The sequence below is a fragment of the Acetobacter conturbans genome (assembly GCF_011516755.1).
Taxonomy (GTDB): Bacteria; Pseudomonadota; Alphaproteobacteria; order Acetobacterales; family Acetobacteraceae; genus Acetobacter; species Acetobacter conturbans.
Window position 1 is genome coordinate 176,682 of the sequence record NZ_WOSY01000001.1, and the last position, 16,706, is coordinate 193,387.

Annotated in this window: 10 protein-coding genes; 1 reads left to right on the plus strand and 9 read right to left on the minus strand. The window is 63.3% G+C overall.

Annotated features, from left to right (window positions below; all coding sequences use genetic code 11):
- Nucleotides 1-39 precede the first annotated feature (39 nt).
- The 6 genes from GOB81_RS00785 to parC are packed head-to-tail and all read right to left on the minus strand — an operon-like array spanning nt 40 to nt 8,694.
- A complete protein-coding gene (locus tag GOB81_RS00785) occupies nt 40-1,671 on the minus strand; it encodes an NADH-quinone oxidoreductase subunit D-related protein (protein WP_173568471.1) in 1,632 nt (543 codons plus the stop codon).
- Nucleotides 1,668-2,897, minus strand: a complete 1,230-nt coding sequence (locus GOB81_RS00790) for a hypothetical protein (RefSeq protein ID WP_173568472.1) — start codon at nt 2,895-2,897, stop codon at nt 1,668-1,670. Before GOB81_RS00790 ends, GOB81_RS00785 begins: the two co-directional genes overlap by 4 nt.
- Nucleotides 2,897-3,631 carry a hypothetical protein gene (locus GOB81_RS00795; protein WP_242009959.1) on the minus strand — a complete coding sequence of 245 codons (735 nt, stop codon included), beginning with the start codon at nt 3,629-3,631 and terminating at the stop codon, nt 2,897-2,899. The genes GOB81_RS00790 and GOB81_RS00795 overlap by 1 nt, the downstream gene beginning before the upstream one ends.
- Nucleotides 3,628-4,644, minus strand: a complete 1,017-nt coding sequence (locus GOB81_RS00800; RefSeq protein ID WP_173568473.1) for a hypothetical protein — start codon at nt 4,642-4,644, stop codon at nt 3,628-3,630. Before GOB81_RS00800 ends, GOB81_RS00795 begins: the two co-directional genes overlap by 4 nt.
- Nucleotides 4,641-6,428, minus strand: coding sequence for a hypothetical protein (locus GOB81_RS00805; protein WP_173568474.1), 1,788 nt, complete (start codon nt 6,426-6,428; stop codon nt 4,641-4,643). The genes GOB81_RS00800 and GOB81_RS00805 overlap by 4 nt, the downstream gene beginning before the upstream one ends.
- A 46-nt stretch (nt 6,429-6,474) precedes the next feature.
- A complete protein-coding gene (gene parC / locus GOB81_RS00810; protein WP_173568475.1) occupies nt 6,475-8,694 on the minus strand; it encodes a DNA topoisomerase IV subunit A in 2,220 nt (739 codons plus the stop codon).
- Between the two features lie 45 nt (nt 8,695-8,739).
- Between parC and GOB81_RS00815 the strand changes: the two genes are divergently transcribed.
- Nucleotides 8,740-9,192: a phenylacetate--CoA ligase family protein gene (locus GOB81_RS00815; RefSeq protein ID WP_173568476.1), complete on the plus strand. Its 453-nt coding sequence runs from the start codon at nt 8,740-8,742 to the stop codon at nt 9,190-9,192.
- A 4-nt stretch (nt 9,193-9,196) separates the two neighbouring features.
- On the opposite strand, the gene GOB81_RS00820 is transcribed toward GOB81_RS00815, so the two are convergent.
- Genes GOB81_RS00820 through GOB81_RS00830 form a run of 3 tightly spaced genes read right to left on the minus strand, consistent with a single transcriptional unit; the run spans nt 9,197 to nt 16,702 of the window.
- Entirely contained in the window at nt 9,197-12,073 is a 2,877-nt protein-coding gene (locus tag GOB81_RS00820; protein ID WP_173568477.1) for a hypothetical protein, read from the minus strand.
- Nucleotides 12,074-12,075: 2 nt separating this feature from the next.
- Nucleotides 12,076-14,331: an MGH1-like glycoside hydrolase domain-containing protein gene (locus GOB81_RS00825; RefSeq protein ID WP_173568478.1), complete on the minus strand. Its 2,256-nt coding sequence runs from the start codon at nt 14,329-14,331 to the stop codon at nt 12,076-12,078.
- A 13-nt stretch (nt 14,332-14,344) separates the two neighbouring features.
- Entirely contained in the window at nt 14,345-16,702 is a 2,358-nt protein-coding gene (locus GOB81_RS00830) for a beta-glucosidase family protein (RefSeq protein WP_173568479.1), read from the minus strand.
- Nucleotides 16,703-16,706 lie beyond the last annotated feature (4 nt).

The window sequence follows — 16,706 nt, forward strand, 5'->3', positions numbered from 1 at the left end:
TTGTCCTGTCACGGAAACGGGGTGACAGCCTGTTCATTCTTACAGGTCGACGGCCGTGGCTGAAACACCGAATGAGCACCGCACACCATCAAATTCGGGAAGCGCGCATCCTGAGAGGGTGATTTCCTGCACGTCCTGCAAGACGGCGGCAGGATCTGCAATGAAGGAATGCGCCACCTGTCCGTCTTTCAGGATCACCACATGGCAGATGAGACCGTGCGGCCCTTCCACTGCGGCATAGCCTTCGCGGCGATCCATCGGCGTGCTGAGGGGGGCGAGCAGATTCAAGTCGGGGGCATCGCTTCTGGCGGCAAGCATGTCGCCGAGGGCCGCGATCATGCGCAGGCTTTCGGCGATATCCTCGAAGCGTATCCGGTTGCGGGTGGCGGCGTCGCCGTCCGTGGCGACGGGTGTGCGTATTCGCAGGGCGCTGTAGCTGTCCATCGCCTGCCTGACGTCCGCACCGCGTCCGGCGGCGCGGCCGACCGGGCCGCTGAGGGACAGATCGGCGGCCAGAGCGCGGGAGACGACGCCCTTGCCGGCAAGACCGGAAGAGAGCGGTGCGCAGGCCTGCCAGCAATCGCGGATGCGGGGAAAATCGGTCGCGCCGAACGCGGCGATTTCATCGCAGAGGGAGGCGAGCGCTTCCAGCACCATGCTGTCGCCGAGCAGGTCGCCCCCTGACAGGGCGAGGGTCACGCCACCGGGGGCGATGCAGTCCATCAGCAGGCGGCGTCCCAGTGTCGCTCCGCACACCCGCGACAGGGTTTCCCGCGCCCGATAGAGTCGCGTGGCGACGGGATCGGCCCCGGTGGCGCGGGCTGTCCGGGCCAGACAGGTGAGATGGGTATAGATGCGTTCGATTTCGCAGAGCAGGGCACGGATATGATCCGCTGCGGGTGAAATCTCCGTGCCTGTCGCCTTTTCGACGGCGGCGCTGAAGGCCCACTGGTGAGCGACCGCTGACAGGGCGCTGATCCGTCCGGCCAGTTCCGTGGCGCGGGTGAGCGTGACGCCGGCCATGCGTGAGGCCAGTCCCCGATGGGCAAAGCCGGTCAGTGTATCGACCGTGCGCACGCGCCCTTCCGCCACGCCGAGACGCATATGGATCGGGCTTTCAGGTCCGCCGGTGGCGGGACCGCGCGTGGCGAGCATGCCCTGTGCGGCGACGAGCGGATCGGGCGGCGGAAATTCCGGCATTCCAGTCGTGGTTGTGGCGGGCGGCGGCCGTTCGGTGAGTGGCGCGGTCACGGACCATGCACCGCGATCGACCAGAGGGCGGGCGTCGGATGCGTCCATCGCCTCCACGCCCCAGAGGTCGCGAATCATGCGTTCGAAGGGAGATGCTGCCCGACGGACGGCGGAGAACCCCCGGTAGCGCGGGCCGTCGAGGAGGTGAGAGGCCATGAGAGGCCGAAGGGCGGCCTCCGTTCCGGGCACGCCGTCACTGAACAGGGCGTGGACCATCGGGCCGTCACACCACAGGCCAAGAAAGATTGTGCTCTGGTCGTCCCGCAACTGTTCGACGAGGTCGTACCACGCGCTTTCGCCGAGCAGGAAGCGCCAGGGCGTGTCGGTTTTCTCACCGGCACGGATTGTCTTTCTGGCTGACGGCGCTTCGGGCTCCTGTGGCACCAGCGCGCCGCCGAAGAGGATGGGGGGGATGTTCATGAGCGGGGCTCGGGGGTGCCTGAATGAATGGGCGTCGGTTGGGTGTTCGGGCGGCTCGCCGGCACGCGGGATGGGGCAACGCGGGCTGGCGCATGGTGGGTGGCGATGAGACGGGAGACGGGACGCAGGGCCGGAAGGGCGGCGGCGATCAGCAGCAGGGTGAGCGGGAGGGATATGCCCGCCACCAGCGTCACGGCGCACAGCAGGGCGCAGAAACCGGGCAGAAGCAGCAGCCAGCGGGAAATGACGGTGGCTTTCGCGGACGTGGCAGGAGTGCCTGCGAGCCATGGGGTGGCGAGCAGTGGCCCGAGCAGGGCGAGGTCGGCGACCAGCGGATGGATAACACCTGCGGCGATGGCGGCGAGACCGAGGCTGGCCTGCGCGATGGCGTCGATCTGTCCGGCGCGAGAAAGGCGCAGGCGGAGCGTGGCCACGACCAGCGTTGCCAGCCCCAGGACAAAGAGCGTGCCTCGAAACGCGAACATGGTGGGAGGTGGCAACGGGAATGTTGCGAGAAGGGCCGCGACGGCCAGTGTCGCTGTCGCGGCGCGCAGCAGTTCCGGCGCGTTACCTGGGCGGGATGGGGACGGGTTGCCTCGGGAAAGTGCGGCGGGAAACAGGCCCGCGAGCAGGCAGAACCCGAGAGCGGCGAGGATGCCCTCTACGGTCAGGTTGGGGTGGAGGAAGCCGCTGAACACCAGCAGCGCGCCGGTTGCGGTGCGGCGGAGGGTGTTCCAGCCATTCTGGCCACGACCGGCGCCCGTATCGAGCAGGATCACTGCGAGGATAGGGGCCGAGAGCAGCATCCCTGCCCGCGCGACCGGTTCTTCCAGCAGCATGGCGAGGGACAGGAGGCCGGTTGTCCAGAACGGCACGGTGTCGCGGGCGACGAGGGCGCGGTCTTCCTCGGGCTGGGGCGGGGCGAAGCACTGCGAGACCAGTCCGGCATGAAGCAGCAGGCAGCCGATGGTGGCCAGTGGCATTTCGACCATCCAGCCGAATTCGACGCCTTCCGCTGCCGTGGCGCTGAGATAGAGCGACAGCGGCACGTTGAGGGCACTCAGGGTGAAGGACACCACGGAGAAATTGGCCGCAAGCTGGGTAAAGCGGGTGCGTGCGTCTTCCTCGCCGGTTCGGGCATCAGGCGCGAAGATGGCGATGATCGCACCGGCGAGAAACGGCCAGACGAGGCTGAGGAACAGGACGATGTCGGCAGTGATGAGCATCAGCGCGTCTCCCTGCCCTGCTCTGCGCTTCCCGGTCCTGTGGTCTCCGGCTCCACGACGCCCTCAGCAGTGCCTTCTGGCACCAGGCTTTCCTGCCTCGTTCCGCCCTGACGTGCGCTTCCCGGCACCGGAGCTTCCACCGGTGCTTTCATGCGCAGCAAAGAGAGGCGGCTTGCCAGCCATGTGCCTGCTCCTGCCAGCAGCAGGACGCACGCGCCGATCAGCCACCCGGCGTAAGGCGTGCGGATGTTGGCGGCGGTCAGGAGCAGTCCGTTGCAGGCGGTGAGAAGACCCGCGAACTGGTATCGGACGCCGGAGCGGAGGGACAGCGTGACGAGGCCGATGAAGGTCACGGCGAGAGCAACGGTGACGACGGCGGCATCCATCGGCACGAAGGGCACGGCGAGGATGGCAGGCGGCTGGAGCAGGTCCTCTGACGGCAGACTGAGGCTGGCGGCGACGAGCATGACGAGCGAGAGAGCCAGTGCGCTGGCGATGCGGGGGCGGCCTGCGGTGTCCTCGGTATAGCGGCTCAGCCACCATGCGGGCGCGACGGAGACGGTCAGCGCGGTGATGGCGGTGAACAGGATGACGGGAGGCAATGGCGTGCTGGCGCTGTGGCGCAGCAGGACGATGGAGAGCGCCGTGAGGATGCCGAGCGCGGGCGTGGCGGCGAGGCCAGCGAGAATGGTGAACAGGGCCAGCAGGGGCAACAGGGCAAGAGCGAGCGTCATGGTCTGGCGGTCTCCCGCGCAGGACCGTCCGCCTCCGCGCTGTCTGCAGGCTGGCCGGTTTCTGTCGGCATGAGGCGGGCTGCGGTCAGCAGTTGCAGGGCCAGCAAGGCAAGCAAAAGAGCTGCCGCTCCCCGGAGACGCGTGCTGGTGGCGGAGCCGATGACGAAGGCGCGGCCAGCGGCCAGCATTGTTCCGAGCAGAAAGCAGCGGACGAGCCAGCAGACCAGTCCAAGCAGGAAGGCGCCCGTGCCGCTGAGCACGGTCGGGCTGGCCGCGATCCGGGCCAGAGAGCCGGGCCATATCAGATCGCCCGCGAGGGTGAGCCATGTCAGCGCCACGATATCGCGGGTCAGCATCAGGAGGGCATCGTCGCTGCTCTGCCCATCCGCTTCGGTGTCCGCGCGTGGGGCGGGATCGACAGCAGCGAGGAGCGCGGCACCGGCAAGCACGAAAGGCGCGCCATTGACGAGCGGGTTGCTGTGACTGAGGTCGGCGAGCACGGCGGCGAGCGTGGTTGTCGCACCGGCGCTGAACAGCAGGGCCGTGATGAGAAAGAGCGTCGGCAACACCAGCGCCATAGTGACGGCGCGACCAAAGGCAGCGGCAGAGGCTTCGGCGGGTTGCGTCAGGGCGGGCAGAAGGCAGCCGGTGCGGGCAAGCACCAGAAGCAGAGCGATCAACGTGAGGTCGGACCATGACGCGGTGATGAGTCCGAGACTGAAGGCCGGGACGAGGAGGGCCGCGCAGAGAGAGGCCGCGAGTGAAAACGGGGCGACGACAGGTGTGAGGAACTGGCCGATCAGCGGCGGTGCGTCGCTGTGGTGAACGGGAGGGAGCGTGCCCCACAGGCGGGAGATGGCGAACCAGCGGCGCAGGACGGGGGGCGCGGCGATACCGGATGCGCGGGCCGAGAGGAAGCTGCGAAAGCCGCTCAGAAAGGGCGCGAGGAGGATGACGGCGAGCAGTTGCAGTCCCGTGAGGAGGATGGCGAGAGCTATCTGGGAGAATGTCATGACGGGAGAACCGTCAGACAGAGGGCGAGCGCTGCGAGAACGAGGACGAGGGCTGCGCCGTAATCCGCGAGGGGCGTGGCAAGGGCGATGAGGGTGCGGAGGCGGCGCAGGGTACGGCCCGTCCTGTGGCGCAGCCCGGCTCTCCGCCAGAATGGGAGGGTGCGAACTGGAAACAGCACCGCCTTCAGGCTGGAGGGGGCCATGTCCAGTCCGGACCAGATGAGGGGTTCACCGAACGGAAGGTGCGGTTCGCGGGTCGGCAGACCGCCGAGCCAGGGCACGGTTTCACCGGCGGTGATGCCGGGGAGGATGTCACGTCGGGCGGGCGTGGAGGAGCGTCGGGCGCGAATGGCCTGTTCCTGCAACAGGCGGATGGCCAGCAGGATGAGCAGCAGCAGGACCGTCACGCCGAGCGGCATCCACGATGAAAGACCATCGGGGCCGACGAGGGTGAAAAGAGGCGGTCGGGGCGCATCGGTTTCGCCGCCTGTCAGCCGCGTCAGGAAAGGCGTCGTGAGGCGGAGCACACCGCCCGGCACGCAGGCGGTGAGACAGGCGAACAGCAGTGTTCCGAGAACCGGGAACAGGGCGATCCATGTGGCGTCCGGGCAGGCCGCCATGCGGGGACTGCGGGCGCTTCCGAGCAGCAGCAGCGCGGTCAGCCGGAGTACGGCGAGGCCCGACAGCGCGACGATCACCCCGAGGCCCAGCAGAAAGGTCAGGGATGGCAGGGCGGCAGTGAAGCCGTCCGGCAGCAGGCCGAGCGCTGTCTCGACGAGCAGCCACAGGACGGAGAATCCACCGGTCGGAGGCAGGAGCGTCAGGGCCAGCAGGGCAACGGCGAGCAGTCCGGACAGGCGCGGTGCGAAGAGGATCAGGCCGCCGAGGCGACCGAGATGGTCGGACCCAGCGCCTTCCGTGACCAGTCCGCCCGCGCAGAGAAAGGCGGCGGCGATGGGCCAGAGAGTGATGAGGTCGAGGGTCAGGACGCTGGCAGCGGCGTGGGCTGTCAGGATGGAGCCTTCGGTCATGGCGAGCATGAGCAGGCCGAGCGCCATGATGGCGAGGGCGACTGGCAGCATGGCGAGACCGGCGATGGCGCGACTGCCCCGCGGCGTGGTCAGGGCGATGGCGATCCGGCACAGGGCGAGGCACATGCCGCCGCCCAGCAGGAGGGCTGTCATACCGGGTGTGGCGATGGTCTCGGGGCGCAGGAGGGCGCGGCAGAGCACCAGCACGCCGCAGCCTGCTTCCAGCAACGGGGCGACGGCGCAATCAGGGGTGCGGCGTCCCTCCCCTGTGGCGCACAGGAGGGCGGCCATCACGGCCATCCACGGTGACGATGCGGGCAGCGGGCCGGGCGCGCAGGCGGCGGCGAACAGGAGGGCGCGCAGGCATCCGGCGGCTGCGTTCCGGCGACCGGGCAAGGCGAGCATGAGGGCGGTGCTGCCTGTGACCATCAGGGAGGCGGGATGATCGGCGAGGGCCGCGAGGCAGGCGGCGGCGGATGCGAGCGGCAGGCGACCGCCGGGGCGCACCCAGCGCTCGGCGCAACAGCCGATGGTGGCGAAGACGATCAGGAAGAGGCTACCAGCGGAATCGAATCTGAAGCCGGGAATGGAGAAGCCCGTGGCTGAGTGGCTTTCGCTCCACGGCAGGGCCGCGAAGGCACAGGCCGCCGCGACCAGCCAGACGCTCTGGCAGGCGAGGCGCTGCTGGCCCGGCGGCAGGCCGATCCATCGCTCAGGCGTGGCCGAAAGCGCGCCCGCGAGAAGGACGGGCAACAGGATGAAAAGCGTCAGGATGGGAGAATGTCCTGGCTGGCTGGGTTCATACTTTCTTCATCGCCCAGGGCGGCGCGGCCTTGCCGGGGGCGGCGCGCTTACCAACCCACGGTTCCAGCTCAGTGAAGCTGCGGACCTTCACAGCGCCGGGCCAGAGCAGGCCCTGCGTGGCGCTGAACACGACGGCCTGACGCAAACCGAGCTTCGCACCGCCATCGGGGTATTTCTGGAGCGTGACGCCCAGTCCTCTGCCCAGAACGGGAAGCTGGTCGATCGGGAAGACAAGCAAACGCTTCTCGCCGCCATAGACCGCGACGTGATCGCCCTGCGCAGGGATGCAGAGGCGCGCGCTTTCGTCGCCCTTGAGGTTGAGAACCTGCCGCCCGCCTCGTTTTTCGGCGGCGAAATCGGCATCGGCCACGATCATGCCGCGCCCGACGCTGGAGGCGACAAGACGTTTCGTGCCCTCCTCGATGACGAACACGGAGAGAATGCTCTCGTCATTGGTGAGATCCATCAGCAGGCGCACGGGCTGGCCGTCTCCGCGCCCGCGCGGAAGGTCACCGGCGTTGACGGTGAAGGCGCGACCGTCCGTGGCGAAGAAGCAGACGCGATCCGTGCTCTGGCAGGGCAGCGCGAGGCGCAGGCTGTCGCCTTCCTTGAACTTCTGGGCGCTGGCGTCGATGCCGTGCCCTTTTATGGCGCGGACCCAGCCCTGTTCCGAAAGGATCATGGTCAGCGGTTCGCGCTCGACGAGCGTGGCGGCGGAGAGGTCGATGGGCGCAGGAGGCGCACCGAGCGTGCTGCGGCGTGCGCCAAGCGGTCCGGAACCGAAGTTCTTGCCGATCTCCTTCACCTCGGCGGCGATGCGGGACCAGCGGAGCGTCTGGTCGGCCAGCAGGGTGCGGAGCGTGTCGCGTTCGGCGGCGAGCGCGTCGTGTTCCTTGCGGATCTCAATTTCTTCCAGCCTCCGCAGGCTGCGCAGACGCATGTTGAGGACGGCTTCGGCCTGCATGTCCGTGAGGCTGAAGGTCTGCATCAGGCTGACTTTGGCGTCGTCTTCCTCGCGGATGATGCGGATCACCTCGTCGAGATTGAGATACACGGCGAGGAAGCCTGCGAGGATTTCGATGCGTTTTTCAACGGCGGCGAGGCGATGGGCGCTCCGGCGTTCCAGCACCACGAGGCGGTGGTCGAGCCATGCCTGCAACACGGACCGCAGATCGAGCACGCCGGGGGCGCGGTCCGGGCCGATGACGTTCATGTTGAGCGAGAATCGGCTTTCGAGCTGGGTGGCCCTGAACAGCGTCTCCATCAGCACTTCCGGCGCGATGGTGCGGTTTTTCGGCTCCAGCACGAGGCGGATGTCGGCGGAACTTTCGTCGCGGATATCGGCTAACAGGGGCAGTTTCTTCTGCACCAGCAGATCGGCGATCTGCTCGATCAGGCGGGATTTCTGCACCTGATAGGGGATCTCGGTGACCACCACCTGCCATGTGCCGAAACGTCCCTGCTCGACCTGCCAGCGGGACCGGATGCGGAAGCCGCCGCGTCCGGTCTCGTAGGCCTTCAGGATGGCGTCCGAATCCTCGACGATGATGCCGCCGGTGGGGAAATCCGGGCCGGGCATATGCTGGAGCAGGTCGGCGTTGGTCGCATCGCGGTTGCGGATCAGCAGCAGGGCGGCGGCGCAGATTTCACCGGCATTGTGCGGCGGAATGCTTGTGGCCATGCCGACGGCGATGCCCGCTGCGCCGTTGGCCAGCAGATTCGGGAAGGCGGCAGGCAGCACGATCGGCTCGGCGTCCTCACCGTCATAGGTGGGACGGAAATCGACGGCATCGTCGTTGATGCCTTCGAGCAGCGCCTGCGCCACCTTGGTGAGCCGGGCTTCGGTATATCGCATGGCAGCGGCGTTATCGCCGTCCACGGAGCCGAAATTGCCCTGCCCTTCCACGAGCGGGAATCGGACGGCGAAGTCCTGCGCGAGCCGCACGAGGGCCTCGTAGACCGAGGCATCGCCGTGTGGATGGTATTTACCGATCACGTCACCGACGACGCGTGCACACTTTTTAAACCCGGATGCGGGATCAAGGCGAAGCTGGTGCATGGCAAAGACGAGGCGTCTGTGCACTGGCTTGAGACCGTCCCGCACATCCGGCAACGAGCGGGACATGATGGTGGACAGTGCGTAAGCCAGATACCGCTCGCTCAATGCGTCGGCGAGCCGGGTGTCCTCAATATGGCCTTCGAACGTGTCACTCATGTCCTGTGTCCTCCGTCGTGCGCACCAATAACGGAGACACAGACTTTGGCCAACGTCCTGACCGGTTTTTCACGCAGTCCGACACTTCGCCTTGCCTCCCTGATGGCCGCGCTCGGCGGTCTTGCTGCCTGTTCACCGGCTGATCGCTACCTCCGGACCGGTGAACAACTCGCTTACAGCGGCTTCACGGCGCATGCGGCAGACACGACGGCCCGCTACGAGATGATGAATCTTCTGCCCGCCGGCATGATGACCTATCGCCCGACCAGCACGGGGCCGGTCTATCTGTATGCCGACCGCATCGGTTGCGGGTGTGTCTACATGGGCGGTCAGGCCGCGTTCATGGACTACAAGAGCAAGACTCTGACCGGAGTTCCCAGTCAGGCCGCGATGACGGCGGAAATCAACCAGCATCCCGGCTGGGACTGGACCGTGTGGTCGAGCAATGCCGATCCGGGACCGAACCAGCCCAAACACATGATCGGCGCGGAATGGTGACCGTTTAGCAGTTCTCTAACCGTCGCAGACGTGGCCCGGATCGCCAGAGTTCCAGTCGTGGCGCGCTCAGGAGACCGCTTTTCTCGCGTCGTTCTCCTTCCACGACAGGATGATCCTTGTAGAATCGTCCTGCTGCAGTGCCTCGCCAGACCAATTCCAGCAAGCCTGCGGGGAGTGTCACCCCCGCGGGTAATGCGAAGGCGGTCTGATCGGTCAGGCTGATCCCGCATGGAAGATCATTGAGGTGACAGGCCAGAGCTCCTCTGACGTCCGGGATCACCAGATACCAGCGATAATGGAGGTCCGATGGTCTGTCGCATGCACCGGTTTCGCCGGGTTGCGGGAGGATGGAACAGGTCGTTTTGGTCCGGTCTATTGTTCCCAGATCGAGTCTGTATGTCCCCTGCCCTTCGGTTCCCATGCCCTGCTCTTCCAGCGACATCCCGGTCTGGACAGGCTGCCAGCCATTGCGCGGATCTTCCGTGAATTGCCAGCCTTCCGAAAGGCTCACCGTGGGCGCATTCGGGAAGGGCATCCATTCCTGCACGCCGTCCAGTTTCCCTGTTGCGGGATCGTTGTCGGCCGGTGCGCTTTCTTGCCATTCAAGACAAAGCATTTCATGCGGGCGCATTCGGATGGCGGCGGTCTCTCCGGCGGCCAGTGTTCCCCATGAGCGTCCTGTCCAGTTGAGGGGGCCATCCTCCCTGCCAGCCTCTGCGGGGACGGGTTCCCATGCTTTCAGGTGCCGGGGATTTTCAGAGACTCCAAGCACAAGGTCACGCCACCGGCCGGTTTCATTCTGAACAGCCAGCCGGGCGCGTGCGCCCCCATCGGCAGTGTCGGACAGGCGATGCCAGGTGATGCGACCGCCGAGGGGAGGCTTCTGCTTTGCATGAACCGCGATGTTTTCGGGCTGGTCTGGCGGCGAGAGGCACGCGACGTTTCGAAGCGTCGCGGCAAGACGCCATGCCTCCGCGCCGATGGTCTCTTCGGACACACCCCGCAGCATGTTTTCCAGTGCCGTTCTATTGGTGGAGAACTCGATGTTGTCCGGGGTTTCCTGTCCGCAAAGTGGCACTAATGGCCGCTCTTTTATGGTGCTGGTCAGAATTTCGCACCCCCTCCGGGCACCGAAGGCCGACAAAGTGGTGAAGCTTGCCGCATGTTCAAGCCACCCTGCACCCGGCAGGATGACGGTCGTAATCCCGGCCTCGATCTGACCTTGCTGCAACTGGCTTTCGTCGATGATGACAAAAGGACAGCCTGCTTCATCCAGAGCCTGCGCCCATGCTCCGAATATACGCGCCGAGGCGGCATCGACCGGACCTGCCCACAGATCGGCCAGCGGATACAGGAGTGCGACAGTACGGACCGGGACGCCATCTTCCAAAAACTTTGAAACCTGCAAAAGCTCGTTTGAAAGAAGGGCCATATGCTCCCACCATGGCTGTAGATTGAAGCCGGGTGGAAAATCCTGACGGGGGTCGAACATTCCTGCTGGTGTTCTGTTCACGACGCCGGGGAGGTAGAGCGCGTGCAGCAATATACGCCGCGCGCCGCACAGGAGATGTCGCAGGGACTGTGTACGGAGGCGTGCGGGCGTGAGATCCCACTGCCCCAGCAGAGACGCCCGCCCTGCTTCGCGTCCGGTAGAGTATTGTTCGACCGTGCAGCGTGAGCGTCCGTTCGCCCGTGCGACTGAGTCGCCGAGGATCACTGAGAGCTGAGGCACATAGTCTGCGGCATCGACCGTGGTTGACTTACGGTAACGGTCCACGCCGAAGTGATCTGTTCCCGGCATCACGCGCGGGTCCATTCCTCCGAGCCCTTTGCGGGGTGACCATGCTCCGACATGCGGCAGCAGTTCGTGTCCGCTCAGCCCCACTCCATGTTCCCGGCACCACCGTGACAGCGTTCCGAAAAATGCTTCATGCATGCGCGATGAGTAGAGTCTGAAAAACTCAAGACGCAGACGCGAGGAGTCTTCGTCTTCTTCCTCCGCAAGAGCGGCAAGATGGCGCAGGCTCAGCCCGCGCGTCAATAAACTCTCGTCCCAGAGAATGCTGTTGCCGACAAAACCGCATCGCTCGGTCCAGTCCTGAAAACCGGCATAGGGGTGATCGAAGAAAAACCCTTCCGCAGTAGGCAGTGTTTCAAGAAGTGGGCCATAGACCTTATCGGCGAAGCGTTCCGCCATTTCTGGCAGAAGATAGTTCACCAGCCGTGATTGCAGGCTTCGGGCGGAGACGAGAAGCGTGATGCTTTCACCGGATACTGTTGCGGCATGCCGCTTGGGATCGCTCGGGTTCCTATCCTGCGCCTCCTCTCCAAACCACGCAGTCACCGTGCAACCCGCTTCACCCGGTTCCACGATCAGGTCGCGTGGAGACAGCACCTCGCCATTCCGCACAAAGCCCTCGACCTGCCACTCTCCCCACCTGGCATGCCCTTCTTCCTGACACCACAAGGCTCCTTCCGGTCCGAGAAAATCGAGGAAACTGGAATGTATGGAAGAAATCGTGAAAACATGCGCCTCACCTTTCGGTGCGGCTCTTCCCTTGCACCAGAAGAGATGGCGTTCGCGCAGATGATCGGCCCCTGCGACGGTCGTTCCGCCGCCATGCCCGGACATCCAGTTATATTCGTCATAAATTTCGATGGAGAGGCCAAGAGCCTGCGCCTGCCTGCCTACGAACGCGCACCGGGCCAGATAATCGGATGAAAGATAGTCACCAAGCGGCATCGACAGCCGGGCCTGCACCAGAAGACAGCCGAGACCAGCGCGCGCCGCCGATTCAAGAACGTCCTGACATTCCTGCTCATCGGGCAGATAATGCCAGAACCAGAAGGCGGCCGGGCGGAACTCGTTGTCTCCGTGCATATTCAGTCAGAGCCTCGGGTATATCCATGATGTTCAGAAGAGGGAGAAAGCCAGACCTGAATCCCGGAGGCGCCTTTTTCCAGAACGATCTCTGCCCCGCGCGGGCCGTCGGAAACGGTCAGGTCGCTGCCAGCCGAAACCGCCCGAACGACGGATGATGGGTGAACATTACCCAGAACAAGCCGACCTTCTTTTTCAGCATCATGCCGTGAAAACTGCAGAGAGATAAAAGTGTTTTCGATGCGGATCTGTGAAACGCGGCCTTGACGGGTCCATCCCAGAAGCAAGCGCCCCTCGCGTTCGATGCGCGCTTCTTCCTCGGTCATATGCAGGGTGATGGGTCCAACCGGACTTGTAACCGGCCCCAGTCGACCTGCCGTGCCGTTCCACGACACGCACCACCCATGCCAGGGGCTCATTTCCATGACATCCGATACCCCGATCAGCGGCAGCATGGCTCCCCATGACAGGAAGAGGTCTGTATCCGCCTGATCGTCGGCCAGACCGGTATCGGCGTTGTAGTTTTCTCCTGATATTCTCTTCTCTTTCCAGGAGAGATCGAACAGATCCATGCTGCTGTCAGCAAGTGACGTTGCGGCCCGATCCAGACCGTAACGCCGCAGTCCCTGCCACACGAAGTAATTCACGTTGGGCCAGATCCGCCCCCGCCAGTAAACATTGTCATGAAACGCAGGATCGTTGCGGCTGACATTCGGCAGCATGAAACGCCCGCCAAATACATCCGGGTCCATCAGGAGTGCGACCAGCTGCTCCGCCTGCTGTTCTGTCGCCGCGCCACAGATCAGGGGATAAAGTGATGTGGGACCAATGCTTTTTACAAACGTTCCCAGACCACGTTGTCGGTTGGCGAAGACATCCCGTTCCGTATCCCACAGGACTTCGGAGATGGCGCGTCGCCCCGCATCCGCCAGTGCATCGAAACGTGTGGCTTCATCCGGGCGCCCCAGTGCACGCGCCATGTTGGCCAGCATTTCGGCATCAAGTGTCAGGCAACAGTTCAATCCGAGGTCAACGGTGGACAGGCAACGTGCCTTAGGATCGTAGATGGCCTCGTCATGAGTTGGCGAATTGTCCATGCCCGTTTCATTGCATGCACCAAAGCGTGTGCCCTGATAAAGCCCATCTCCCACGTCCGATGTGCCACATGAGACCAGTCCGGTGCCGTCGGGATCGCGCATAGTGCGCCACCAGTCGTGGTTACGGACGAGATCTTCGTAGGTCCGGTCAAGCACGCTCAGTTCGCCCGTGCGCAGATAGATCATCCACATCATGAACGCGCCATTCGGCGCCTGTGTGCGATCGACCCATGCATCGTTCGACGTTACGATGCAGGCGAAATTCCCTTGTGGCGTAGCACTTGCCATCGAAACATCGATGTTTTCGCGTGATACGATCCGATCGAACAGAGAGGTCATCAGGGCCGCATAGGTCTGGTCGTTCCACCAGACGGCGAATGTTCCCAGATTCCACAGGCGACTGACGCAGGTATAACTACGGTGGTTCAGCCCATCATACAGGGTATTCCATGCCATGACGTCACGCACTGCATCGAGCGCTCCTGCGTGACGCCCTTCCTGTGTGGGCAGCATGGCAAGATCTGTGCTTTTACGAAGCGCAGCCTCTGCAAGGGTCACGGCCAGTTCTTCACTATCTGCGACAACAGCAGCGAAGCGGCAGGATGGCATCATTTCAAGATTAAAACGCAGTGCCAGAACCGGAGCTTCCACACCCCGACTTCCCTTGTAGAAATAACCATTTGTCTCGAAGTCGTCCTGAACCTCTTCCAGTGTTTCATGGGCAGTGACCTGAACGGGGGCTGTGTCCGGACGGAGCGCGACGATACGGCCCTTGATCGAAACGAGGGCTTCAGTGCCGGTCCAGCGCACCTTGCTGCCATCATCGGCAGACAGGCAGAGCGACACCCAGTAACGCAGGCCCCATTCGCCGCTTCTGGTGAGTTTCCATTCCCCCACCACTGCACGAGGTTCCGGTTTGGAACAGGAAAAGTCGATACCAGTTCCTGCAAAGTTCGTCGAAAACTCGACAAGGCTTCCATCCATCGCATGACGACCGAATGTCATGTCTTTTCCGCCAGCCAGCGTGGTGGCGGCTTTCAGTTTCGTCGAATAGAGGATCGGGGTTATGCGCACACCCAACGGCAGGAACACCATCGCGGCCGGGTGGTCGGACCATGTATTCCATGCGCGCGCCATGGGCATGTTTCCGTTAATCAGCATGGTTATTTTCCACTCACCCAGTTCTGCCGATCCGCGCCAGTGCGGTCACAAGTCCGTCGATTTGTGGTTCATGGCTCAGGCTCCATGACAATGTATCGTAAATTCCAAGAAACGACTGACGTCCTCGTGCCAGAAGATCGGCTGCATCCGATTGACTCATGGCCTCTTCACACACCAGCCACTCTACGAGACTCTCTTCAGCTCCGGCGAGTTCGAGGACTGCACTCATTGGTGTTTCAGGCGTCACCAATGGCGCATCCATTGTCAGAAGATCTGGCATAACTGTCGTGCTCAGCCTGATGTCGCGTGAGGATGCACCGACATCAATCATGATAGGGCTGTCTGAAAGCTGCCAGTCCTGCTGCAGGATATCGAAATAGGCAAAATCACGGAAGGAAAGAGTCAGTTCGATCCGGCGTCTTTCCCCTGCTTCCAGAGACATGCTGCCAAATTCACGCAAAACCCGCAGAGGGTATGTCATCCGCTGCTCACGTTTTCCTGTATCATGGCGGTGCACGTAGAGTTGCCATACTTCCCGCCCGGCGACTGTCCCCTCATTGGCAATGGAAAAGCTTATCTTGACTGTTTGTTCGCGGCCCTCTCCACTCTGCTCCATGGCCAAGTCATTATAAGAAAACTTTGTGTAGGACAGGCCAAATCCGAATGGGTAGGCTGGTTCCACTTTCCTGCGATCAAACCAGCGATAGCCGACAAAGATGCCCTCCCGATACAGATGCTGCCCCTGTTCACCGGGCCATCCCAGAGCAGCCGGACAGTCTTCCTCGTGCTGAGGCCAGCTTGTCGTCAGTTTTCCTGATGGACACCGATCACCAGACAGAAGCGCCGTGATGGCCTGCCCGAACCCCTGCCCGGCATAACCCGCGAGCATTATGGCTGCTGCATCGTTGCGCCAGGGCAACAGCACTGCATCCGGTGCGATCACCACCGCAATCGCATCCACATCGCCTTTCCGCAGACGCGCCATCAACGCATCATGGGCAGGAAGCAAAGAGAGGTTTTTCCGGTCCGCATCCTCTCCCGATTCTGCCTTTGGGGCGCTGACAAAAACAACAACCGTTTCCGCCAGAGAGGCCAGTTTCACGGCTTCTTTTTCGCGTTCGATCGATGCCGTGCCATCTTCCATCCAGCCCGGTGCATACCAGATTTCGCGTTCAGGAAAGCGCTCACGCAGGCAGGCCAGGGGTTCGTCTACCCGCCATGCCGTCACGGCAGCACTGCCCGCCCCCTGTATCTGGGGCAGAAGTGCATCTGTCCCCACCACGAGAACTGCACCGCCTTCGTCTTTCAGAGGCAGAATACCGTCTTCATTCCGCAACAGCACGCAGCCTTCTGCCGCCCCCCGCACTGCCAGCGCATGATGGGACGGATAATCCGGAACAGGAGCAGCCTCTTCCGTCTTACGCGCCTCATCGATACGCACGATAAGTTCCAGCATCCGTCGGCATGATTCATCGACTGACGCCATCGGCACTGTCCCGGCGGCAAGGGCATTGGCCAATCTGGTCTGCCGCGCTTTGCTCAGGGGCATATCAAGATCGCAGCCTGCCAGCAAAGCCGCCGGGCGATCACGAATGGCATGCCAGTCGGATACCACCAGCCCGTCGTACCCCCATTGATGACGCAATACATCATTGAGCAACCACGGGTATTCCGAAGCCTGCTGGCCATTGAGGCGATTATAGGCTGTCATGACCGTCCATGGATCAGACTTTTTTATGACGCGCTCGAATACTGCCAGATAGACCTCCCGCAACGCCCGCTCTTCCACCACCGAATTCATTGTAATCCGCTCGGTTTCGGAGTTGTTGCAGGCCAGATGTTTGAGCGAGGCCGCCACACCACAGCTTTGCAGACCCCGAATGAATCCCGCGGCCATATCAGCGGACAGGACCGGATCTTCGCTGTAATACTCGAAGCTTCGTCCGGCGAGTGGCATGCGCCGGATGTTCACTCCCGGCCCCAGCAACACGTCCACGCCGCGTGCACGGCATTCCTTTGCGAGTGCGCACCCGACCTCATGCATGAACGCCTGATTCCAGCTTGCCGCCAGAACCGACGCGGCAGGGAAACAGGTGGCGGGATAACTTGCCCCCAGCAGGGCTGTTCCCGTTTGCTCGGTCTTGCGGCCGGTCTCCACCAGCGCGAAAAAAGCGTCGGTGTCATCTTCTGTTGGCGCCGACGTTTCAGGAGGACGCACCACCCGAAGACCGTTTGAACCATCCGCCATGCGAAGAGAGCGAACTTCAAGCCGTTCGATTGCCTGGGTATGAAACAATCCGGCTCCGGAAATGAGAGCCAGTTTTTCCAGCAGGGTCATTTCCGTCAGAGTGCGCTCTATCCATCCGGTCATTGTT

Excerpts from the sequence above, each read along its gene's own strand:
- GOB81_RS00830 (WP_173568479.1), bottom strand. The coding sequence starts at position 16,702 with ATGACCGGATGGATAGAGCGCACTCTGACGGAAATGACCCTGCTGGAA.
- GOB81_RS00825 (WP_173568478.1), bottom strand. The coding sequence starts at position 14,331 with ATGCTGATTAACGGAAACATGCCCATGGCGCGCGCATGGAATACATGG.
- GOB81_RS00790 (WP_173568472.1), bottom strand. The coding sequence starts at position 2,897 with ATGCTCATCACTGCCGACATCGTCCTGTTCCTCAGCCTCGTCTGGCCG.
- GOB81_RS00795 (WP_242009959.1), bottom strand. The coding sequence starts at position 3,631 with ATGACGCTCGCTCTTGCCCTGTTGCCCCTGCTGGCCCTGTTCACCATT.
- parC (WP_173568475.1), bottom strand. The coding sequence starts at position 8,694 with ATGAGTGACACGTTCGAAGGCCATATTGAGGACACCCGGCTCGCCGAC.
- GOB81_RS00820 (WP_173568477.1), bottom strand. The coding sequence starts at position 12,073 with ATGCACGGAGACAACGAGTTCCGCCCGGCCGCCTTCTGGTTCTGGCAT.
- GOB81_RS00785 (WP_173568471.1), bottom strand. The coding sequence starts at position 1,671 with ATGAACATCCCCCCCATCCTCTTCGGCGGCGCGCTGGTGCCACAGGAG.
- GOB81_RS00800 (WP_173568473.1), bottom strand. The coding sequence starts at position 4,644 with ATGACATTCTCCCAGATAGCTCTCGCCATCCTCCTCACGGGACTGCAA.